This is a genomic window from Rhizobium sullae (assembly GCF_900169785.1).
GTDB lineage: Bacteria > Pseudomonadota > Alphaproteobacteria > Rhizobiales > Rhizobiaceae > Rhizobium > Rhizobium sullae.
Genome location: NZ_FWER01000003.1, coordinates 119,820 through 140,923 on the forward strand (window position 1 = coordinate 119,820; position 21,104 = coordinate 140,923).

Here is a 21,104-nt window from a genome sequence, read left to right on the forward strand (position 1 = left end):
ATAACCGTATGAAAAAGCCCTAACGGATCGCCTGCTCGTTCCCATCAAAGCGATGCATATGCGCCTTGTCCGGCGTCGCGTAGACGATCTCGTCGGGCTCGTACTGGTGTTCGCCGAAGAGGCGCGCCGTCAGCAGGCCGCATTGGTCGGACTCAAGATAGACGATCGTGTCGGCACCGAGATGTTCGACATGGACGATTTTCGCCTTCCAGGTCCCCTGCTCGCGCGAAAGCGTCAAATGCTCGGGACGAACGCCGATCGTCTTCGCCTCCCCGTCGCCGAGCTTTTCTGCCGGAATCAAGTTCATCATCGGCGAGCCGATGAAGCCTGCGACGAAGACGTTGGCCGGACGGTTGTAGAGTTCCATCGGCGATCCGACCTGCTCGATCGCACCGGCGTTCAGCACGACGATCTTGTCGGCCAGCGTCATCGCCTCGACCTGATCGTGGGTGACGTAGATCATCGTCGCCTTCAGGCTGCGGTGCAACCGGGCAATCTCGAGTCGTGTCTGGACGCGCAACGCCGCATCGAGGTTCGACAGCGGCTCGTCGAAGAGGAAGAGTTCCGGTTCGCGCACGATGGCGCGGCCGATCGCAACGCGCTGGCGCTGGCCGCCGGAGAGTTCGGCCGGACGGCGCGCCAAGTAGGGCTCCAGCGACAACATTGACGATGCCTTGTCGACGCGCGTCTCGATCTGGTCCTTCGGCATTCCCGCCTGCTTCAGGCCAAGACCCATATTGTCCTTTACGGTCAGGTGGGGATAGAGGGCGTAGGATTGGAAGACCATCGCGATGCCGCGCTTGGCAGGCGGCGTCAAGGTTTCGTCCTTGCCGTTGATGAGAACGGTGCCGGACGTCACGTCCTCGAGGCCGGCGATGCTGCGCAGCAGGGTCGATTTTCCGCAGCCAGACGGCCCGACGAAAATGACGAATTCGCCGTCCTTGACCTCAAGGTCGATGCCCTTCAGCACTTCATGCGTGCCATAGGTCTTGCGGATGGATTTGAGTTGAAGCGATCCCACTAGTCGTTCCCTTACAGTTTGACCGGTTGCCCGGTGCGCACGCTCTCATCGGCGGCGAGGCAGATGCGCAGCGACGCGACGGCGTCTGCCATGTGGCGATTGAGGTCGATGTCCTCGCGAATGGCCTTCAGCACGAAGGCCTGCTCACGGTCGCAGAGCTCCTGATGGCCCGGTTCGCCGGCCATCGTCATGTCCTGATCCGGCGTAATGAACTTACCGTCCGGCCCGGTCTCGGCGCTATGGAGCCGGATAACGGAGGTCTTGGTGTGCGTGTCGATATCATCCGATTTCGCGTTCGGATCCATGACGATGGAAACGGCACCCTTCGGGGACATGACATCCTTCACGAAGAAGGCCGTCTCCGAGATCATCGGCCCCCAGCCGGCTTCGTACCAGCCGACGGAGCCATCTTCGAAGATCACCTGCAGATGGCCGTAATTGTACATATCCGGCGCGATCTCGTCGGAAAGCCGCAAGCCCATGCCGCGCACCTCGACCGGCTTCGCGTCGGTGATCTGGCACATGACGTCTACGTAGTGAACGCCGCAATCCACGATCGGCGATGTCGTCTGCATCAGCGATTTGTGCGTCTCCCAAGTCGGGCCGCTAGACTGCTGATTGAGGTTCATGCGGAAGACGTAGGGTCCGCCAAGCTTCCGCGCTTCCTCGATCAGCTTCGTCCAGGACGGATGATGGCGAAGAATGTAGCCGATCACCAGCTTTCGTCCGGATTTCTTCGCAGCCGCTACGACGCGCTCGGCGTCAGCAACAGTCGTTGCCAGCGGCTTCTCCACGAAGACATCGCAGCGCGCCTCGAACGCGGCGACTGCATAATCGGCATGGCTGTCGGAATAGGTGCAGATGGCGCAGAGATCGGGCTTCAGTTCGGCCAGCGCCGTCTCGAAATCCGGATGGATCGTGTAGCCCTCAAGCTCCTCCGGCAACGTCGGCCTCGAACGGTTGACGAGACCGGCGATCTCGAAGCCCGGATTGTTGTGATAGGCAAGCGCATGGCTGCGGCCCATATTGCCGAGCCCCGCGACGAGAACGCGGACCGGCTTCTGCGAAACGGTCATTTCACTGCTCCGGACGTGATGCCGCGGATCAGTTGCCGCGAGAAGATGACGTAAAGCACGAGGATCGGCAGGATCGCCAGCGAAAGTGCTGCCAGAACGGCGTTCCAGTTGGTCACGAATTGGCCGATAAATATCTGCGAGCCGAGCGTGACGGTCTTGGTGGATTCAGACGGCGCCAGGATCAGCGGGAACCACAAATCGTTCCAGATCGGGATCATCGTGAAAACCGCGACTGTCGCCATTGCCGGGCGCACGAGCGGCAGCACGAGCCGGAAGAAGATTGCATATTCAGACAACCCGTCGATGCGCCCGGCATTCTTCAGGTCGTCCGAAACCGTGCGCATGAATTCCGACAGGATGAAGATCGCCAACGGGATGCCCTGCGCGGTATAGACGAGAACCAGCGCCGTCAGCGTATTGACGAGGCCGGCGGCCACCATGCCCTGCAGGATAGCCACCGTGCCGAGACGGATCGGGATCATGATTCCGATCGCCATGTAGAGGCCCAAGAGCGTGTTGCCGCGGAAGCGGTATTCGGAAAGCGCGAAGGCCGCCATCGCACCGAACAGCAACACGAAGAAGATCGAAACAACCGTCACGATGAAGCTGTTCTGGAAATAGGTTGCGAAATCGCCCTGCCCCAGCACCGTCTGATACCCGACAAGGCTGAAGGTCGAGGGCGTCGGCACCTGCAGCGGCGAGCGGAAGATCGCGTTGCGGTCCTTGAACGAGTTGATGATCGTCAGAAACACCGGAAAGATGGCGACGAGCGTATAGCCGATCAAAGCCAAATGCACGAGGCCGGCGCGGAGGGGGGACGTGCGTGCTCTATTGGACATGGACCACGCTCCTTAGAATTGATACCGGCGCATGCGCCGCTGGATTGCGAAAAGATAGAAAGAGACGCCGGCGAGGATGATCAGGAACATCACCGTCGCGATCGTCGCGCCCATGGAGCGGTCGCCGAGCTGCAACTGGAAGCCGAAGAAGGTGCGGTAAAGCAGCGTTCCCAGGATATCGGTTGACATATTGGGACCGGCAAGCGCGCCCTGTACGGTGTAGATCAAGTCGAAAGCGTTGAAATTACCGACGAAGGTCAGGATCGAAATGATGCCGATCGCCGGCAGGATGAGCGGCAGCTTGATCTTCCAGAACTGTGCCCAGCCGGTGATGCCATCGCATTCCGCAGCCTCGATCACCTCTTCGGGAATGCTGAGCAGCGCCGCATAGATCAGCATCATCGGGATACCGATATATTGCCAGTTGGAGATCAGCGACACGGCGACCAGCGCCGGACCGGACTGGCCGAGCCAGGGCGCGAAGAAGGACTTCATGCCGACAAGGCTCATCAGCCATGGTGCGACACCCCAGATCGGCGAGAGGATCAGCTTCCAGATGAAGCCGACGATCACGAACGACAAGAGCGTCGGCAGGAACATCGCCGTGCGGTAGAAGGCGACGAAACGCAGCCGCGGCGTGGACAGAAGCGCTGCAAGCGCAACGCCGATCGGATTCTGCACGCACATATGAATGGCGAAAAAGATCAGGTTGTTGACAAGCGCATTCCAGAAATCATGCGCCCAGCGCGGATCGCCGAACAGCACCTTGTAGTTCGCAAGGCCGACGAAGGCGGGCGTGCCGTCGACGATGTTGTAGAACGAAAGCCTGAGCGTTTCGATCAGCGGCAGGACCATGATCGCCGAATAGACGATGATTGCCGGGAGAAGAAAGACGCCGATATGCCAGCGCACCGGGCGCCTGATCGGTATCGCGGTTTCCGCTGTCAGATCGGTCATTGTTCTGGCTCGCTTTGCTTCGTTCTCTCCCCTCGTCCCTGTCCTCGGGTTTATGTCCGGGGTTCACACAGGGATCCAGTTGCGCCGCGTTGGCGGCACGGGAGACTCTTCTCACGCGAAAGACTTCGCGTGGCTGGCTTCCTGTGACGAGCACAGGAATGAGGGCGGCGAAATCGCCGCCCTGCCTAATCGACGCCGGCTTACTTGCCCGGCTTGTACCAGCCGTCGAGACCCTTCTGGAGCTTTTCGGCAGCCACTTCCGGCGTGTCGGTGCCGTTGATGACATTGGCCGATTCGACCCAGGTTTCGTTTTCCAGGTTCGGCGTACCGCGCGACAGGATCTGGTAGGTCGAGCGGACGGTCGACTCGTACGGGCCGCGCCAGGAAACGAATTCCTGTGCTAACGGATCGCTCATCTTCACCGGGTTGGAGTTCAGGCTGAAGAAGCCCGGCAGCGAGTTCGCGTAGATGTCTGCGAATTCGGAGGAGGCAACCCAGCTCAGGAACTTCTTGGCTTCTTCGGCATGCGCGCTCTTCGTATTGAGACCGACGCCGATGTCCGGATGGTCGGAGATGTAGCCGGTGTCGCCAGCCTTCGGAACCGGCGGCGGGAATGCGCCCATCTTGAACTGCGCCTGGCTGTTGAACAGCGAAATTTCCCAGGAACCAGCCGGGTAGATCGCCGCACGGCCGAGCGTGAAGAGGTTCTGGCTGTCGGAATAGGTCTGCGCTTCGAAGCCATCGCCGAGATAAGGCTTCCACTTGGCAAGTTCCTTAAGGGGCTCGACCCACTCGGCATCCGTCAGCTTCTTCTTGCCTTCGATCAAGGCCATGCGGCCCTCTTCGCCCTTCCAATAGTTCGGGCCGATGTTCTGGTAGCCCATGGTCGCGGCCTCCCAGAGGTCCTTCGTACCCATTGCCATCGGAATGTAGGTGCCGTCCGCCTTGATCTTTTCGAGAGCGGCGTAGAACTCGTCCTGCGTCTTCGGAACGGCGATGCCGAGCTTTTCGAAGGCATCCTTGTTGTAGATGAAGCCGTGGATGACCGAAGCCATCGGTACGCAGAAGGTGGACTTGCCGTCGTCGGTCGACCAGGCAGCCTTCGCAACCGGCGTGAAGTTTTCCATGCCTGGCAGGCTGGTGAGATCGGCAAGCTGCTTCTTGTTGAAGAGTTCGAGCGACGCGTCGAACGGACGGCAGGTGATGATGTCGCCTGCAGAGCCGGCATCGAGCTTTGCGTTCAGTGAAGCGTTGTATTCCGTCGGAGCAGTCGGCGAGAAGACGAGCTTGATGCCCGGGTTCTTGGCTTCGAAGGCCGGAATGATCTTTTCCTGCCAGATCTGCAGGTCGTCGTTACGCCAGCTTTCGATCGTCAGCGTGACGTCCGCAGCATAGGCAAAGCCAGCAGACGTGAGCAGACTGGAGGCAAGCAGCAGGCTTTTCAGAGCAGTGTTTTTCATTTCCCTCTCCTGTTTTAAGCGCCGCAAGGCGCTATCTTGGTTCTGGTACAAGCAGTTGGCGTGCCTGAGGTTTACACCCAACGCCACCTTGGTGGGGCCGCCAGCAACTGCCGGCCCCGGAAGCTCGACGGACCCGGAAAGCAAAGACGCCCCCGGCCAGTATGCGCCCTCCCAATACGCTGAACTGGGCGCGATATTCTCGAAAGGAAAAAGCTGCGGCGGTCTGATCTCCCATGAAGCGCGCGCCCTGAAGCGGCAATCGTGATGCGATCTTTCTTAAGACACCAGCAGATCATTTTAGCGCCGGTTTCTATCTGCCTCTAGGTGCTGTTCCCTTTTCCGGAATTAAGTCCAAAAAAATACCAATTGTCCAGCCAAATTTAACTTTTGGCGCATACAAATTTCGTTTAAAAATTTTATCATTTAAAATCAAATAGATAAAACGGCAAAATTTTCGAGCCAATTCCACTTGGTAAATGGTATTTTTTTGGTATTGTAGTAAAACCAAGGGAATGCGGCATTCGGAGGTTCGATGACGGAACTTGCAATCGGCATAGACGGAGGCGGATCTGGCTGCCGTGCTGCAGTTGCGGACGGGAGGGGCAACGTTCTGGGCCGCGGCAAGGCGGGGCCTGCCAATATCCTTTCCGATCTCGACAACTCTCTCCTCAATATCGTGGAGTCAGCGCGCGAGGCTCTGCGGGATGCGGGCCTGCCTGCAGAAACCGTTTCCAAGGTCTCCGCTGTCGTCGGCGTCGCGGGAGCCAACGTCGGCGACTACGGAACCCGCATCGACCGCGCCCTGCCTTTCGCGGACGGCCATGTCGTCACCGATGCTCTGATCGCGCTTCAGGGCGCGCTTGGCGATTCCGACGGCGTCATCGGCGCCTTTGGCACTGGCTCGGTCTATAATGCACGCCGGGACGGCAAATTGCGCGGCATTGGCGGCTGGGGATTCGTCGTCGGCGACCAGGCAAGCGGCGCGCGCCTCGGCCGCGACCTATTGGAAAAGTCCCTGCTCGCCTACGACAAGGTGCGTCCGTCGTCGCCGCTGACCGCAAGGCTGATGTCTGAATACGGCGGCAACCCCGAACGCGTCGTGGAATTCGCCCATACCGCAAAGCCCAAGGATTTCGCACGCTATGCGCCGCTGGTCTTCGAGTATGCCGCCCAAGACGACGAGATCGCAATTGCCATCGTTAAGGACGCCGCAGCGGCGATCGGCGAGAACCTGGACACCCTCCTCTGGCCGCAATGCCCGGCGATCTGCCTGCTCGGCGGCCTCGCAAAGGCCTATGGACCCTGGCTTGCGGAGCGGCACAGGGCACTGCTTGCAGAGCCGAAAGGCGACGTCCTCCAGGGCGCGATCGATCTCGCAGTAAAATTTCTCCAAGAGCGACAGAAGGGTGCGGCATGACGGATGATTTCGCCAGCATCCTTTCGCCCGAGCGCCTCCAGGCCGGCGGCAGCGGCCCGCTCTATGTCAAGCTGCGCCGCACCCTTGAAGAGGCCATCCGCGCCGGTACGCTCGGCCATGGCGATGCCTTGCCGCCGGAGCGCGACATCGCGGAGTTTGCGACCGTCAGCCGCGTTACAGTCCGCAAGGCGATAGACGAACTCGTTGCGGACGGCCTGCTCGTGCGCCGCCACGGCTCCGGCACGTTCGTGGCCAAGCCGGTCTCGAAGGTCGAACAGCGGCTGTCCCAACTCACCTCCTTCACCGAGGATATGGCCCGCCGCGGCATGACCTCGCGCTCCGAATGGCTGCACAAAGGCATTCACACCCCCTCGCCCGACGAGATGATGATTCTCGGCCTCGCCGCTGATATCAAGGTCTCGCGGCTGAGCCGCCTGCGCATTGCCGACGATCAGCCTCTGGCGATCGAGAATGCTAGTGTTTCCGGCGAATTCCTGCCGGACCCTTTCGTGGTGACGACATCGCTTTATGCCGAACTCGAGCGGCGTCAAGTTCGTCCCGTCCGCGCGGTGCAGCGCATCTCGGCCACCAACATGAAGGAAGCCGACGCCCATCTCCTTGGCGTCCCTGTTGGTGCCGCCGGCCTGTCGATCGAACGTATCTCCTATCTCGGCTCGGGGCGGGCCGTCGAATTCACCCGCTCGCTCTATCGTGGGGACGCGTATGATTTCGTGGCAGAACTGACGATCGGGGCAAGCTAAGCTTAGGCGTAAAACATCCTTGCCGCGAAACGCACGCACCGCACCGCCGACGCTTTTTCCATTGTCATCGACGCCGTCGAGCGCGCTGAAATGGATCCTGCTCATTCAGATCTCGATGAATTGCTGTAGACCCGCATGGCATCGATCCCCGAACCGGAACCGGGTCTTGTCATCCGTTACGATTATCTGTGGTCGCGTGAAGCCCTTTCTGGCAGACATCAAGGGAAGGACAGACGCCATGTCTCGTCGCTGCAAGCGACAGCGGCAGCCAGCCCCGTTATGTCGTTCTCTTGCCAATCACTCATGCACCGCCATCCGGAAGCACGGTCGGTGTCGAAATACCGTTGAAAGTAAAGCAGGCAATCGGTCTCAACGATGAGCCGAGTTGGGTCATCGTCTCAGAATACAATGTCGACGAATGGCCGACTGTCACCAGTACCTGGCAGCGAGGGAACATTCGCTTACGGTTTCATTCCTCCAAGCCTCTTTGGCTGGGTCAAAGTCAAATTCCTCGAACTTGCGCGGGGTAACAAGACAGCCTCGGTACGCCGGTGACCGAGACTTGTCTTTCGATTCAAATAGATAAACCCGGAAAACGAGTCACTTTCCGGCTTTTTTGAATCGACCTGAACATCGCGCGCTCCGCCCTTACGCCGCGTCGTCGATCTGCTCAGCCGCCTTGCGCGGCACGTAGTTGAGCACCGGCCCGAGCCAGCGTTCCACTTCGGAAATCTCCATGCCCTTACGCGCGGCATAGTCCTCGACCTGGTCGCGTTCCACCTTGGCAACGCCGAAATAGTAGCTGTCGGGGTGGCCGATATAGAGGCCGGAGACCGAAGAACCGGGCCACATCGCGTAGCTTTCCGTCAGCTTCACGCCAGCTGCTTTCTCAGCGTCGAGCAGGCGGAAGAGCGTTGCCTTTTCCGTGTGGTCGGGCTGCGCCGGATAGCCAGGTGCGGGGCGGATGCCGGCATATTCCTCGGTAATGAGTTGCTCGTTGCTGAGCGTCTCGTCTTTGGCATAGCCCCAGTATTCACGGCGGACCCGTTCGTGCATGCGCTCGGCAAAGGCCTCCGCAAAGCGGTCGGCGATCGCCTTGACGAGGATCGAGGAGTAGTCGTCGTTCGCCCGCTCGAAGCGCTCGGCAATGGCGATTTCCTCGATACCCGCCGTCACCACGAAGCCGCCGACATAATCCTCGACACCGCTCGAAACCGGCGCGACGAAATCCGACAGCGCCACGTTCGGGCGGCCGTCGCGCTTCGAAAGCTGCTGGCGGAGCGTATAGAAGGTTGCAAGCTCTCTGTTGCGCGCCTCATCCGTGAAGAGACGGATATCGTCACCGACAGCGCCAGCCGGCCAGAAGCCGATCACGGCGCGCGGGCGGAACCACTTCTCGTCGATCACCTTCTTCAGCATCGCCTGCGCATCGACCCAGAGCGCTCGCGCCGCTTCGCCCTGCTTCTCGTCTTCAAGGATCGCGGGATAACGGCCACGCAATTCCCAGGTCTGGAAGAACGGCGTCCAGTCGATGTACTTGGCGATTTCCGCCAGATCGTAGTCCTCGAACACCTTGGTGCCGATGAACTGCGGCCTGGTCGGCTTGTGGGCGGCCCAATCCACCTGCTGCGCATTCTCGCGGGCGCGAGGGAGCGGCAGGCGAACCTTCTCCGCTTCGCTGCGCGCATGGGCGGCAGCAACCTTGGCATATTCGCCGCGAATGTCATCGATATAGGACTGGCGCGTATCCGGAGAAAGCAAGGACGAGACGACGCCGACGGCACGGCTCGCATCCGTCACATAAACCGTCTGGCCCTTGTTGTAGCCCGGATGGATCTTCACAGCCGTATGAACGCGGCTCGTCGTCGCGCCGCCGATCAGCAGCGGGATATCGAAGCCCTCACGTTCCATTTCGGCTGCCACATGCACCATCTCGTCAAGCGAAGGCGTAATGAGACCTGAAAGGCCGATGACATCGACCTTCTCGGCCACCGCCGTCTCGAGGATTTTCGTCGCCGGCACCATCACGCCGAGGTCGATGATCTCGTAATTGTTGCAGGCAAGTACGACGCCGACGATGTTCTTGCCGATATCGTGCACATCGCCCTTGACGGTCGCCATCAGGATCTTGCCGGCAGTCTTCCTCTCATCGCCGCCGTTCAGGCGCTTTTCCTCTTCCATGTAAGGCAGCAGCACGGCGACCGCCTGCTTCATGACGCGCGCCGACTTGACGACCTGCGGCAGGAACATCTTGCCCGAGCCGAAGAGATCGCCGACCACGTTCATGCCGGCCATCAGCGGGCCCTCGATGACATGCAGCGGACGCGCCGCCTTCTGGCGGGCCTCCTCGGTATCGGCCTCGATATATTCGGTGATGCCGTTGACCAGCGCGTGTTCAAGACGCTTCTCGACCGTCCATTCGCGCCAGGAAAGATCCTGAACCCTGGCTTCCTTGGTCCCTGAACCGCGGAAACGTTCGGCGACCTCGAGCAGGCGCTCGGTACCATCCGGACGGCGGTTCAAAACGACGTCCTCGCAGGCCTCGCGCAGTTCCGGATCTATCTGGTCGTAGACCGCGAGCTGGCCGGCATTGACGATGCCCATGTCCATACCCGCCTGGATGGCGTGGTAGAGGAATACGGCATGCATCGCCTCGCGCACCGGCTCGTTGCCACGGAACGAGAACGAGAGGTTGGAAACGCCGCCGGAAATGTGCACCAGCGGCATACGCTGACGGATCGTGCGCGTCGCCTCGATGAAATCGACGCCGTAGTTGTTGTGCTCCTCGATGCCGGTCGCGACCGCGAAGATGTTGGGATCGAAGATGATGTCTTCAGGCGGAAAGCCCGCCTTCTCGGTCAACAGCTTATAGGCGCGCGTGCAGATTTCCACCTTGCGCTTGTAAGAATCCGCCTGCCCCGTCTCGTCGAAGGCCATGACGACGACGGCGGCACCATAGCGGTGCAGCAGCTTCGCCTGGGCAAGGAAATTCTCCTCGCCTTCCTTCAGCGAGATCGAATTGACGATCGGCTTGCCCTGGACGCATTTCAGGCCCGACTCGATGATCGAGAACTTCGACGAATCGATCATCACCGGCACGCGGGCAATATCCGGCTCGGCGGCAATCAGATGCAGGAACTCGACCATCGCCTTTTCCGAATCGATCAGGCCCTCGTCCATGTTGATGTCGATAACCTGAGCGCCGTTTTCGACCTGATCGCGCGCCACATCGAGCGCCGCATTGTAGTCGGCATTGGTGATCAGCTTGCGGAAGCGGGCCGAACCGGTGACGTTGGTGCGCTCGCCGACATTGACGAATGGGATATCCTTGGTCAGCTCGAAGGGCTCGAGGCCGGAAAGCGACATGAACGGCCGGTGCTCCGGGATCGGCCGTGGCTTGTACTTGGCGACCGTTTCGGCGATCGCGTGGATATGCTCCGGCGTCGAGCCGCAGCAGCCGCCGACGATATTGACGAGGCCCTCGCGCGCGAAGCTGTCGATCTGTGCGGCCATCAGCTCCGGCGTTTCGTCGTACTGGCCGAATTCGTTCGGCAGGCCGGCATTCGGATAGGCGCAGACGAAGACGTCGGCAACGCCCGAAAGCTCCTGCAGGTGCGGACGCATCGCATTGGCGCCGAGCGCGCAGTTGAGACCGATCGTAAATGGATTGGCGTGACGCACCGAATTCCAGAAGGCCGATGGCGTCTGGCCGGACAGCGTGCGGCCGGAAAGGTCGGTGATCGTGCCGGAGATCATCACCGGCAGGCGGATGCCCTTCGCTTCGAACCGCTCCTCGCAGGCAAAGATCGCCGCCTTGGCGTTCAGCGTGTCGAAAATGGTCTCGATGAGGATGATGTCGGCGCCGCCATCGATGAGGCCGTCGATCTGCTCGCCATAGGCGATGCGCAGTTCATCGAAGCTGATCGCACGGAAACCCGGATTGTTGACGTCAGGCGAAATCGAGGCGGTACGGTTCGTAGGGCCGATGGCGCCGGCGACGAAACGGCGGCGGCCATCCTCGCGCTCGGCTCGGATCGCCGCGCGGCGCACGATCTCGGCGCCCTCCTTGTTCAGCGCGTAGACTTCGCCTTCCATCTGATAATCGGCTTGCGCGATGCGGGTCGAGGAGAAGGTATTGGTTTCGAGAATATCCGCGCCGGCCTTGGCGTATTTGTAGTGGATTTCCTCAAGCGCCTGCGGCTGCGTCAGGATCAGAAGGTCGTTATTGCCCTTCTGGTGACAGGCGCAGCCGATGAAGCGCTCGCCCCGGAACTGGTCCTCATCGTAGCCAAGGCCCTGGATCTGCGTGCCCATGGCGCCGTCAAGAACGAGGATTCGCTCGCTTGCGGCTTTCCGCAGAGCTGCAAAGACTTCGCTGCCGTCGCGTTTTGCCCCTTCGGGACCGAAAAGATTGTCGAACACGGGCGGACTCCTTGACGTCGTTAAAGACCAAAGTGACCAAATCACATAAAGATATCTTTATGTCAATATATGCCTGGCGTTTAATGCTTTGCAAGGCTTGGCGGGTGACAGACTCGAGCGTGCCCTATATAGGCCTTTTCGCAAGGCGTTGTGCACGAAATGGGAGGAGTAACATGGCACCTGCAATCGGCGGCACCGGGCTCGGAAACTGGAGCGCCCGTGCCTATCACCGGAACTGGCTTCTTGCCCAGGCGAACGGCCTTTTCGATTTCTTCCAGCACAATTCTATCAATCCCAAAGGCGGTTTCTACGATCTCGACGATCATGGCAAGCCGCTTGATGCGGAGGGACAGGTTCGCAGCATCCATATCGCATCGCGCGCAGTCCATTGCTTCTCGGTCGGCGTCCTTCTCGGCCGTCCGGGTGCCGCCGGCGTCGTCGATCATGGCATGGACTATCTCTGGAACCATCATCGCGACAAGAAGAACGGCGGTTATTTCTGGTCGCTGAATGACAGCGGCCCGGTTGATTCCAACAAGCAGGGCTACGGCCACGCCTTCGTATTGCTCGCCGCCTCTTCCGCCAAGACGATCGGCCATCCGCTGGCCGACGGCATGCTGGCCGACATCACGGAAATCCTAAACACGAAGTTTTGGGAGGCGCAACACGGCGCCATCGCCGAGGAATTCACCGCCGACTGGCGGCCGCTCGACGGCGGCGCCTATCGCGGTCAGAACTCCAACATGCATCTGACCGAAGCGCTGATGGCCGCCTTCGAGGCCACCGGCGACAAGGACTATCTCGCCAAGGCCGAAAGCATTGCCGATCTCGTCATCCTCCGCGCGGCCGGTTCCGTCGGCTGGCGCGTTGCGGAACATTTCAGCGCCGATTGGGCCCTCGACAAGAATTACTATCATCCGAACGAAATGTTCCGTCCCGCCGGCACCACGCCCGGCCACTGGCTGGAATGGGCTCGCCTCATCCTGCAGCTCTGGTCGCTCGGCGGCAAGCGCCACGACTGGATGCCGGACGCGGCAAAGGGCCTCTTCTCGCAGTCCATGGCGCTCGGCTGGGACAGCAGGAAAGGCGGCTTCTTCTATACGCTCGATTGGGACGATAAGCCCGCCAAGCGCAACAAGCTCTGGTGGCCGGCCTGCGAGGGTGCCGCCGCCGCCCACTTCCTCAACGAGCACCTGCCGAGCGACTTCCACGAGCAAAGCTACCGCAAGATCTGGAATGTCATCGAACGCGCCTTCATAGACCACGAGAACGGCGGCTGGCACGAAGAGCTGACGGAAGACCTCGTTCCCTCCCACAGCCTCTTTCCCGGCAAGGGCGATATCTACCATGCCCTCCAGGCCTGCCTCATTCCGCTCTTCCCGGCGGCCGGCAGCCTGACCAAGGGGATTATCGAAGTCGGCGGGAGGATTTAAAGCAAGTGGCGGGCGCAAGGCCGGTAGGTGCGCCCCACAGTTAAATCCCTCAGCTCAACCGCAAGGAATCCAAATCCTTCGCCAGCATCAGCGATAGCGCCTCGACGACGAGATTGTGGTCGTCGCGTTGCGGCAGGCCGGAAACCGTGACGGCGCCGATGCAGCCGGTCCCTTTGACGTTGATCGGGAAACTGCCGCCGTGCGGCGCGTAGTCGGCACCAGAAAGCCCGTTGTCCTCGACCGTCTTGCCGTCTTTCTGCAGCTTCAGGCCGCACGCATAGCTGCTCTTGAAATAGCGGAGCACCATGTTGCGCTTGCGACGCACCCACTGGACGTTGTCGGGTGTTGCACCGGGAAGTGCCGCATAAAAGGCCGGCATTGAGTGGAGTGTTACGTCGATTGCCACGCCGAGGCCGCGTTCGGTCGAAAGTTCCTGCAGCAGCTTGCCGAGCTGCCAGGCGGTCGCAAGGTCGAAGGTATCGAAACTCAGCACCTTTTCTTGCTCCGCGATCCGGCCGAGATCCTCCTCGATGGTCATAGCCCCACTCCTCTTCTGCAATCGGACGGCAGAAAACATCCGCATGCGGAGCCGAAAAGTAAAGCAAAATCGTGGTGATACCTGCGATCAATGCGGCATCGACGACAGCGCCCCGATGATTTCCGCCGGCTGCATGGGTTCGCTGGAACGCAGCTTCACCTTGCCGTCGCGATCGAGCAGCACGAGCCCGAACTCGCCAGGCCGCGGTCCTTCGAGGCCGTCGCGGATGTCGTCGGCATCGAGCTCGTAGGAGCCTTCGAAAAGCGGGAACACCCCGCCGCCGGCAATGCTGAACACCTCGATATCCTCCTCGATGAACCGCAGATGCGAGGTGCGCAGCAGCTCGTCCTGAACGGTCGCGCGATCGTCATCCGCATCCGCGAATATGATGAGCAGCCGTTTGTAACCGATGAACGGTTTGAGACAGTCCGGCGAAACGGGCGCACGCGGCGCCGGACCCATGATTTCGCGTATGATTGATTTTAGCATGGGGCTCACATCCTTCGTATCTGTCTTCAACGATTGGAAGTGAGACCGGTTCCCTGCCGGGTGGGGACCGCGGTCCGGCCGCGATCCCTCAAGGCTCATTCGGGCGGTTTGCGTTCGGCCGTGCGGCTGGTGACGGCGACGATATCGGCGCCGCCATTGGCAAGAAGGCGCTTGCGCACCAGCACGCGCATGACGCGGGCGGCCGTCGAGAAGCTCATCTGATCGAGCGGACCCTCGCCTTCCCAGGGTTTGGTTAGTCTTTCGGTAACGGCGCCGACAATGTTCATCGGCACGATATCGTCGCATTCGCGCATGGCTTCGAAGACGAGACTGATCGGGATGACCCGGCCTTCGAACGTGACGATCGGTTCGGTAAGTTCCGTATCCCATTCCTCGAAGGCATAGAGCGCTTCGCGGAAGAGTTCCTGAAGGGTGATCGGCGCGTGTCCGTTGTGAAGTGGCGGCAAGGCATTCGTCATGTCTGTCTCCTCTCGTGGATTAAGCCAGTTCCTCCTCATCGGCCGGGATCGAAGCAGGACACACAGAACCCCAGGGGTTCTCTCCGGACCGAATAACACGATCGATTTTATAGTGTAACACTCGCGTGATAAAGCGATTTATGCCCGCCGGGCTGCCAACGGGTGCCTTGAAACGGATAAGCCATTGATATCGCTTAGGACATCAATGGCTTTTTTTTTCACTTTGAAGTGGAGATTTGAGCTTACTGTTCGAGCGCGAAGGTCACGTTGACCGTAACATTATAGGTGTTTTCACCGCCCTGGACCGGCACGGAAGCGTCGCTCGCCTCCTTCATCATCGCCGCGCGATAGGCCGGCTGCGGCAGGGGCCGAACGTTGTTTTCGCTGATCTCGATGATGCGGCCGAGCTTCACGCCGGCAGCCTCCGTCAGCGTCTTTGCCTTCTTGATCGCCGCCGCAACGGCATCCTTGCGAGCCGCCTCGATCACTGCCTCCGGCTTGTCGTTGGTGAACTGGATGTCACCGCCCTGGTTGATGCCGAGCGTCACGGCCTGGTCGATGATGCCGCCCAGCTCGCCAAGATCGCGCACGCGCACCGTCAGCCCGTTCGAAACCTGGTAGCCGATCAGCTCCGGCGGTTTCGGCTGGCCATCGGTGTTCTGCGGATAGTTATACTGCGGCTGCACCGAAAAGCCCGATGTCTGCAGATCCTTGTCGGCAATCCCGCCCTTCTTCAGCGCTGCCAGGACGCTCGCCATCGCCTTGTTGTTCTCGTCAAGCGCTTCGCGCGCCGTCTTCGCCTGTTTGACGACGGCAAGGTTGAGCACAGCCATATCCGGCGCCACCGCCGACTGGCCCTCGCCCGAGACCATGATCACCGGCTCGCGCGGCTTCGATTCGTCCGCCGCCGAAGCCGAAGCCCCCGCAAGCGCGGCCGGCATGCCGATCAGCACGCCGAAAGCCAAGTTCCTGATAGTCCGCAGCGCCATTTTTTCACTCCTTGGTTGTCGCCATTTCACCTCACTCTTTGCCGATTGATTGTGAAGCTATTGCGGCAGCGTCTTGTCGCTGCATCCGAATTACGTTAGAGCGAAATCGCACCGGGGAACCATTGCCCCGCTGCCCGCGAGGCAAAGCCACGTGAGGGCCTGTAGCTCAATGGTTAGAGCCGGCGGCTCATAACCGCTTGGTTGGGGGTTCGAGTCCCTCCGGGCCCACCATCGACCAAAAGCCTTGAAAATACAGGGCTTTTTAGCGGTCTCTGCGTCCTCTGTACACATCAGCGTACACATCGCCGTACCCATCTGAGCTAGAAGGGAAAAGGCGTGAAATGTACTTATGGAAGCGCAGTGGGGGATTCACCTTTCAACAAAGAATTCCTTCTAGTCTCAAGATCAGGTTCGGCACCTCGCCCCTCAGAGTGAATCTAGGGCCGATATCTGCCGCAACAGCGAAAAAAAGGGCTTTTCTGCTCGCGGCGGAAAGCCTGCGCCTGATGGAAAGTCCGACGATGACGAGAGAAATCCTTTTGAAAAGTCTGTCAACGCTGGCCCAAGAATTGAAATCCTTGGATCGAGAGCGCTTCGGTGCTGGTCTCGGCGAGCTGCGCGCCATGTCGCGAATAGCGGACGCGATAGAAGAAGGTGATGTTGATTTTCTCCCGGCCCTTCGTCGGGAAGAACAGGTCGCCATCGCTCGGAAGCGCGAGATCGAATTATTTCGCGATCGGTTAGGCAAAATCTCCGGCGCGCTTTCCAGCGATGCGGTTGCCTGGGAGGCCGAACGGGCAACGTATGAAAGCGTCGTAAGCTTGCTTGGGAGAATTGAGCACCAAATCGCCGCTCCGGCTCCCCCGATAGCGGTTGAGGCTGACTCCGAACACGAGTGCGACGAAAGGGCTTTCAAGCCAACAACGCTTTTGAGCGTAGCTGGGCGATCGATTCTCGATGCCAGAAAAGCCGCGCTGAACCCAGACGATAAGGACGGCACGCGCTATGAGGAGCGCTTGGAAACAGCGTTTACGGCTTTTTTGGAGGTGATTGGCGACAAGCCACTCCGGTACTACCTGCCGATCCACATGCAGGATTTTGCGACCATTCTCGCTCGCGTGCCTGCGAATCGCTCGAAAATCAAATCTTTCAAAGGAATGACTTTGAAAGAAATGGGTGAGGCGAACTCGAAGTTGCCTGCGGATCAGCGTCGGCGATGCCTGTCCGAAACAACCGTCGGCAGCTATCTTTCTGAAGTGAAAAATATCTGGTCGCGAGTGGCGGCCGGGGTGCCAGGCCTTCGCGATATGGGGGCGTATAAGGTCACAATGCCAACAGAGGCTGAAGAGGCTATCGACCGTGACCCCTTGCTCTTGACGTCCGTCAATCTTTGGCTGCGTTCGGCAAGCGAAAGCGCATTGATCAGGAAGCCACACAAAGTCTGGCTACCTCTTGTTGGGCTACTGACGGGAATGCGGCTCGCCGAGCTCGTTTACCTGCAGAAGGCCGACATCGTGGATGTTGAAGGAAACGAGGTACTTGACCTTCGCCTTCCACTTTGGATCGACGGGCAAGAAGTGGATAGGCCGGTAAAAACCAAGGCTTCGAAGAGGATCGTGGCAATACATCCGTTGCTGCGAGAAACGGGCTTTGTCGAGTACATGAAGACATGCAAGACGAAAACTGGTTTTGTCTTTGATCGTTTTCACAGTGCGGAAGACCCAGCGGACGCAGCTCAAAAGCAGATGTCTAATGACATGCATGGGCTCGGCATTCACATGAGGCAGAGACAGGTTTTTCACAGCCTACGGCACAACGCCAAGGACTGGGTTCGTTCGAATGTCGGGGATCGTTTGGCCGATAAACAGTGCGGACATGCACTCAACGGGACAGCGGCCAACTACGGTGCGAAGCTTTTGACGCCGCCGGAAGTAAGGCTAATAATGTCGATGCCTGCGCCGGAAGGAGTAGATTTCTCGCCGTTTATCTCTCGCCGTTAAAAACGGCCTTGCACCCGCTACCGCCGCCACGGTTTAATAGGCGAAACATCGGGTGTAGGCACATGAGAATCCGAGAATATTTCACTGGCAAATCGGACGTTACAAAGGCTCCTTCGGGGGCCTTTTTCAATGGACTTGTCAACAAATTTGACCTTCTCGCGGTCTCTCGACGCTTCGCCCACGCACCTCATGACCGCGCGATAGTCTCTGATCTTCGCCAGCGCTCTCGGAACGCGGATGTGTCTGGCGCGGCGCTGCTAGAGGCCTATTTGGTATGGGAGCTGTCGCATTGGCGGCGGCTGGATATTCCGAAGCTAAGTCTGCTCTTGAGGTGGGTGCAGCGTTTTGATCCGAGCTTGTATGCCTATCTGTGTCACATCGACCAATTTCGGCAATGGAGAGACATCGCCGTCAGATCGGGCGCAGAGTTCAATAGGCTGGTCGCGTCTGGATACGAATGGCCGGACAGATGCGAGCCTTACTACCATCTTTCCGGCATAAAAGCCCTTGAGGGGATGCGTGCTGTCGGCGCTGGCCTATTGTCAGAACAAGCTAGAGTCTCCCTGGACCCAACGCCTGCTTCTCGCGCCGATACCGAAGTGGGAACGAGCGGCGGTGACGGATCGGGCGGCGGCGATAAGCGGCCCACTCCGAAGCCAAAAGGGGAAGATGAGGAGCCAATCAGCCCTCGCTCTTTTTTCGTCCCCGTCGATGTAGTGCCGGAAATGCTGCCGCCGTGGATTTCAAGGAGCGCCGATTGATGACTTTCGACCTCCTCGCGACACCACCGGCCACGGACATTGCATGGTCTTGGCTAAATGCGATCTTACCAGATGATTCAAGTTCGCCGTGGGGGGCCGTGCTGTATACCTTCAGCGCCGCCCTGACGCTCTTCGCCTGTGGCCTGATCGGATACATGACGATTTCCGGAATCGTACAATCCGCTTACACTGGTAAGGTGCTTGGGGAACGCTGGCATAAGATTTTTACCCCCTTGCGACTGATCGTCGGCATCGGCTTGCTCGTCCCGATCAACAGCGGTTTTTCCCCGGTCCATTTCCTCATTAAGGATATAGTGGGGCGGGTGTCGATCAACATCGCAAACGCGGTTTGGGTGGGGTTCGTGACGGATGTCGCTGGCCATGGCACGCCGATCTTGCCCACCAGCTCCGGAGGCTCCGGCCTTGTGCTGGACATAGCCGAACATGAAATTTGTGCTGCGGTTGGCAACGCAGTCGGACGCGGCCGGTACAATTCCACAAGCCCTATTCCCGATCCGCGCGGCGATGTCGGCGGCCTTGGAATCTTGGGATACCAGCAACAAGTTTCGTGGTCATACGGATCGGATTGCGGTCGGTTTTCGTTCACGATCCCCGACAATCGAGCGGCATTTTCAGAAGCTCGCCGAAACGCAGTCGCGACGATCGTCAGCGCGATCCGGCCAATCGCGACCGCATACGGCAAGGCGTATGCGGATGGCCGAAACCCAGGCGCGACGCCGGAAACGGCAATGCTTTCTGAATCGACTGGAAAGCTCCCTGCCGGGGTCGCTGAAGTGATCCGGGCAGCAGGGGCGGCATATGATGCGGTGATCTCCGAAGCTGCTCGTACGGAGGCCGTAAGTCTGGAAAGCGAGGCCCGTTCGAAACTCGTCGATACGGCAAAGGCACAAGGCTGGATCAGCGCGGGAAGCTACTGGCGATCTCTCGCCCAATTCTCGGAACTGACCGCCGCTCTTTCCGGGGAGAGGGTCGAGAACACGGCTCCCCGGTGGGGAAAGATGTCCGGCTTTGAGAACACCATAAAGGCCGCTCTGGCGGGTCTGCGGCACCAGATAACCGGCGAGCAAATCGCCGTCGATCTCAGCGCCGCCGATCTCGCAGCGGCCGGGGATGAATCGGCGGACTTTTTGACCAAGGTACTCGGCCCGGTCACGCGCAATATTAGCGAATGGCTTGTTTCCACCGATCCGGACGCGGACCCGATGGGAGCAATGATCTCATCCGGACACGCGATGATTTCGGCCGCTGGAGTCGGTGTTGTCGCCGGAGCTGCGGCCAGCGCCGGGGCGTCAAATTGGCTCTCTGAGGCCGTAGGAGCTGGCGGGGCAATTGCGTGGTTGCTCGACTGGTCAAAGTTTGCCATCGGCGCTCTGTGGCTGATCGGCGCGGCATGGGCTTACGTCCTGCCGATGTTACCCTTTCTTCTCGTGATCGTCGCCGCCATCACATGGGCCTCTGCCATCATTGAGGCTATGATTGCGGCGCTTCTCTGGTCGCTGACCTGGCTGAGACAGGACAGCGATGATTTTGCCGGTCGGGCGCAGATGGCAGGGCTGATGCTCTTGGTCAATGTCGGCCTTCGACCAGTTCTCGCCGTCCTATCTCTGTGCGGCTCGTACATGCTCCTGTCCATTTCCCTTGGAACCGTTCAGCGGCTTTTCGCGACCGCCTTTTTCGGAAGCACGGGCGGACACATCAGCGGACTTGCCGGTCTGATCGTCTCGCTACTCCTGCTGACGTTTATTCAGTGGTTTTTGTGCCTGCAGATTTTTGGCCTAATTGCCTCCCTTGCCGACAAGGTGGCGACCGGCTGGCTCGAAATGCCCTCAAGCGGCCAGATGGGCGAAGGCGGACACGTAGCGGCCGCTGTCGGCGGCGCTGCGGCCCTTGCGTCTCGGGGGACGCCGGGAGCCATTCCGCCGTCTCCTCGTCCGGAAAAAGAGGAACCTGACGATGACGACAACTCTAGTAGCAAGGCGACTGCCGTTTCGAGCGCGCCCCCGATCAAAAAACAGGAGAACAGCCGATGAAGATGAAGCTGATCATTTTGACCACCGCAATTTCGGCTCTCTCAGGCTCCGCATACGCGGAATGCTATCCTCTAACGGGCAGCCTAGTTGGAGGGTACGCGAAGCCTGCAGCAGTGGCTCATTGGCATTATGACCAATCGAAAAGCTCGCAAGACCTTTTCCCTTTTAGGAATGCCACTGGCGAGCCAATGGAACTCGATCTACCGCCTTTTCTGTCAGCGCGGCGGCTCGATTCAGTAGGGTCTGCCTGGATGGTGACACTCAATCGAAAAATGACCGGGGTAGTAACTTACGCTAATCGAGTGCGCTTCAAGGCTTTGAACGCCAACCCCGCCAGCGGCCCGGTTGGCGCGAAAATCGCGGTCACATGCACGTATACGGATCAGCTCACCCCCTACTGAGGGGTGAGCT

At 59.6% G+C, this 21,104-nt stretch carries 17 protein-coding genes and 1 tRNA gene; 8 read left to right on the top strand and 10 right to left on the bottom strand.

Features of this window, described 5'->3' with window-relative positions; all coding sequences use genetic code 11:
- Window positions 1-19: 19 nt before the first annotated feature.
- The 5 genes from BN1800_RS04235 to BN1800_RS04260 all read right to left on the bottom strand — a co-directional run bounded on the left by BN1800_RS04235 (window position 20) and on the right by BN1800_RS04260 (window position 5,353).
- Complete coding sequence (locus BN1800_RS04235) at window positions 20-1,021, bottom strand: ABC transporter ATP-binding protein (protein WP_086994774.1); 1,002 nt, start codon at window positions 1,019-1,021, stop codon at window positions 20-22.
- An 11-nt stretch (window positions 1,022-1,032) separates the two neighbouring features.
- Entirely contained in the window at window positions 1,033-2,097 is a 1,065-nt protein-coding gene (locus BN1800_RS04240) for a Gfo/Idh/MocA family protein (protein WP_086994777.1), read from the bottom strand.
- A complete protein-coding gene (locus BN1800_RS04245) occupies window positions 2,094-2,936 on the bottom strand; it encodes a carbohydrate ABC transporter permease (protein WP_027508680.1) in 843 nt (280 codons plus the stop codon). Before BN1800_RS04245 ends, BN1800_RS04240 begins: the two co-directional genes overlap by 4 nt.
- A 12-nt stretch (window positions 2,937-2,948) precedes the next feature.
- Window positions 2,949-3,893, bottom strand: coding sequence for a carbohydrate ABC transporter permease (locus BN1800_RS04250; protein WP_027508679.1), 945 nt, complete (start codon window positions 3,891-3,893; stop codon window positions 2,949-2,951).
- Window positions 3,894-4,093: 200 nt separating this feature from the next.
- The gene (locus BN1800_RS04260) at window positions 4,094-5,353 is read right to left on the bottom strand and encodes an ABC transporter substrate-binding protein (protein ID WP_086994783.1); all 1,260 of its coding nucleotides are present in this window, start codon (window positions 5,351-5,353) and stop codon (window positions 4,094-4,096) included.
- A 532-nt stretch (window positions 5,354-5,885) separates the two neighbouring features.
- Between BN1800_RS04260 and BN1800_RS04265 the strand changes: the two genes are divergently transcribed.
- Window positions 5,886-6,770, top strand: a complete 885-nt coding sequence (locus tag BN1800_RS04265) for a glucosamine kinase nucleotide-binding domain-containing protein (protein WP_086994786.1) — start codon at window positions 5,886-5,888, stop codon at window positions 6,768-6,770.
- Window positions 6,767-7,531 (top strand): GntR family transcriptional regulator, encoded by a 765-nt coding sequence (locus BN1800_RS04270; protein WP_027508676.1) that lies wholly within the window; start codon window positions 6,767-6,769, stop codon window positions 7,529-7,531. Before BN1800_RS04265 ends, BN1800_RS04270 begins: the two co-directional genes overlap by 4 nt.
- Window positions 7,532-8,179: 648 nt before the next feature.
- On the opposite strand, the gene metH is transcribed toward BN1800_RS04270, so the two are convergent.
- Window positions 8,180-11,953 carry a methionine synthase gene (metH, locus tag BN1800_RS04285; protein WP_086994789.1) on the bottom strand — a complete coding sequence of 1,258 codons (3,774 nt, stop codon included), beginning with the start codon at window positions 11,951-11,953 and terminating at the stop codon, window positions 8,180-8,182.
- Window positions 11,954-12,126: 173 nt separating this feature from the next.
- On the opposite strand from metH, the gene BN1800_RS04290 reads away from it, so the two are divergent.
- A complete protein-coding gene (locus BN1800_RS04290; RefSeq protein WP_086994793.1) occupies window positions 12,127-13,386 on the top strand; it encodes an AGE family epimerase/isomerase in 1,260 nt (419 codons plus the stop codon).
- Between the two features lie 49 nt (window positions 13,387-13,435).
- On the opposite strand, the gene BN1800_RS04295 is transcribed toward BN1800_RS04290, so the two are convergent.
- The 4 genes from BN1800_RS04295 to BN1800_RS04310 all read right to left on the bottom strand — a co-directional run bounded on the left by BN1800_RS04295 (window position 13,436) and on the right by BN1800_RS04310 (window position 15,833).
- Window positions 13,436-13,924, bottom strand: a complete 489-nt coding sequence (locus BN1800_RS04295) for a heme-degrading domain-containing protein (protein WP_027508672.1) — start codon at window positions 13,922-13,924, stop codon at window positions 13,436-13,438.
- Window positions 13,925-14,011: 87 nt separating this feature from the next.
- Window positions 14,012-14,413 (bottom strand): DUF4174 domain-containing protein, encoded by a 402-nt coding sequence (locus BN1800_RS04300; RefSeq protein WP_027508671.1) that lies wholly within the window; start codon window positions 14,411-14,413, stop codon window positions 14,012-14,014.
- Window positions 14,414-14,508: 95 nt separating this feature from the next.
- Window positions 14,509-14,892, bottom strand: coding sequence for a BRA0787 family protein (locus BN1800_RS04305; protein WP_027508670.1), 384 nt, complete (start codon window positions 14,890-14,892; stop codon window positions 14,509-14,511).
- A 242-nt stretch (window positions 14,893-15,134) separates the two neighbouring features.
- Window positions 15,135-15,833, bottom strand: a complete 699-nt coding sequence (locus BN1800_RS04310; RefSeq protein ID WP_375714134.1) for an SIMPL domain-containing protein — start codon at window positions 15,831-15,833, stop codon at window positions 15,135-15,137.
- A gap of 203 nt (window positions 15,834-16,036) precedes the next feature.
- Here BN1800_RS04310 and BN1800_RS04315 point away from each other — a divergent pair.
- The 5 genes from BN1800_RS04315 (at window position 16,037) to BN1800_RS04335 (ending at window position 21,094) form a co-directional block, all read left to right on the top strand.
- Window positions 16,037-16,112: transfer RNA gene (locus tag BN1800_RS04315), tRNA-Ile, on the top strand.
- Between the two features lie 110 nt (window positions 16,113-16,222).
- A complete protein-coding gene (locus BN1800_RS04320) occupies window positions 16,223-17,881 on the top strand; it encodes a site-specific integrase (protein WP_086994796.1) in 1,659 nt (552 codons plus the stop codon).
- Window positions 17,882-17,943: 62 nt separating this feature from the next.
- Window positions 17,944-18,642, top strand: a complete 699-nt coding sequence (locus BN1800_RS04325; RefSeq protein ID WP_086994799.1) for a hypothetical protein — start codon at window positions 17,944-17,946, stop codon at window positions 18,640-18,642.
- A complete protein-coding gene (locus tag BN1800_RS04330; protein WP_086994802.1) occupies window positions 18,642-20,693 on the top strand; it encodes a DotA/TraY family protein in 2,052 nt (683 codons plus the stop codon). Before BN1800_RS04325 ends, BN1800_RS04330 begins: the two co-directional genes overlap by 1 nt.
- Window positions 20,690-21,094, top strand: a complete 405-nt coding sequence (locus BN1800_RS04335; protein ID WP_086994805.1) for a hypothetical protein — start codon at window positions 20,690-20,692, stop codon at window positions 21,092-21,094. The genes BN1800_RS04330 and BN1800_RS04335 overlap by 4 nt, the downstream gene beginning before the upstream one ends.
- The last annotated feature ends 10 nt before the right edge of the window (window positions 21,095-21,104 follow it).

Bases quoted from the DNA above. Each gene is read 5' to 3' on its own strand.
- BN1800_RS04270 (WP_027508676.1), top strand. From the start codon at position 6,767: ATGACGGATGATTTCGCCAGCATCCTTTCGCCCGAGCGCCTCCAGGCC.
- BN1800_RS04305 (WP_027508670.1), bottom strand. From the start codon at position 14,892: ATGACGAATGCCTTGCCGCCACTTCACAACGGACACGCGCCGATCACC.
- BN1800_RS04240 (WP_086994777.1), bottom strand. From the start codon at position 2,097: ATGACCGTTTCGCAGAAGCCGGTCCGCGTTCTCGTCGCGGGGCTCGGC.
- BN1800_RS04250 (WP_027508679.1), bottom strand. From the start codon at position 3,893: ATGACCGATCTGACAGCGGAAACCGCGATACCGATCAGGCGCCCGGTG.
- BN1800_RS04320 (WP_086994796.1), top strand. From the start codon at position 16,223: ATGTACTTATGGAAGCGCAGTGGGGGATTCACCTTTCAACAAAGAATT.
- BN1800_RS04310 (WP_375714134.1), bottom strand. From the start codon at position 15,833: ATGCCGGCCGCGCTTGCGGGGGCTTCGGCTTCGGCGGCGGACGAATCG.
- BN1800_RS04245 (WP_027508680.1), bottom strand. From the start codon at position 2,936: ATGTCCAATAGAGCACGCACGTCCCCCCTCCGCGCCGGCCTCGTGCAT.
- BN1800_RS04330 (WP_086994802.1), top strand. From the start codon at position 18,642: ATGACTTTCGACCTCCTCGCGACACCACCGGCCACGGACATTGCATGG.
- BN1800_RS04260 (WP_086994783.1), bottom strand. From the start codon at position 5,353: ATGAAAAACACTGCTCTGAAAAGCCTGCTGCTTGCCTCCAGTCTGCTC.
- BN1800_RS04295 (WP_027508672.1), bottom strand. From the start codon at position 13,924: ATGACCATCGAGGAGGATCTCGGCCGGATCGCGGAGCAAGAAAAGGTG.
- BN1800_RS04335 (WP_086994805.1), top strand. From the start codon at position 20,690: ATGAAGATGAAGCTGATCATTTTGACCACCGCAATTTCGGCTCTCTCA.
- BN1800_RS04325 (WP_086994799.1), top strand. From the start codon at position 17,944: ATGAGAATCCGAGAATATTTCACTGGCAAATCGGACGTTACAAAGGCT.
- BN1800_RS04265 (WP_086994786.1), top strand. From the start codon at position 5,886: ATGACGGAACTTGCAATCGGCATAGACGGAGGCGGATCTGGCTGCCGT.
- BN1800_RS04290 (WP_086994793.1), top strand. From the start codon at position 12,127: ATGGCACCTGCAATCGGCGGCACCGGGCTCGGAAACTGGAGCGCCCGT.
- BN1800_RS04300 (WP_027508671.1), bottom strand. From the start codon at position 14,413: ATGCTAAAATCAATCATACGCGAAATCATGGGTCCGGCGCCGCGTGCG.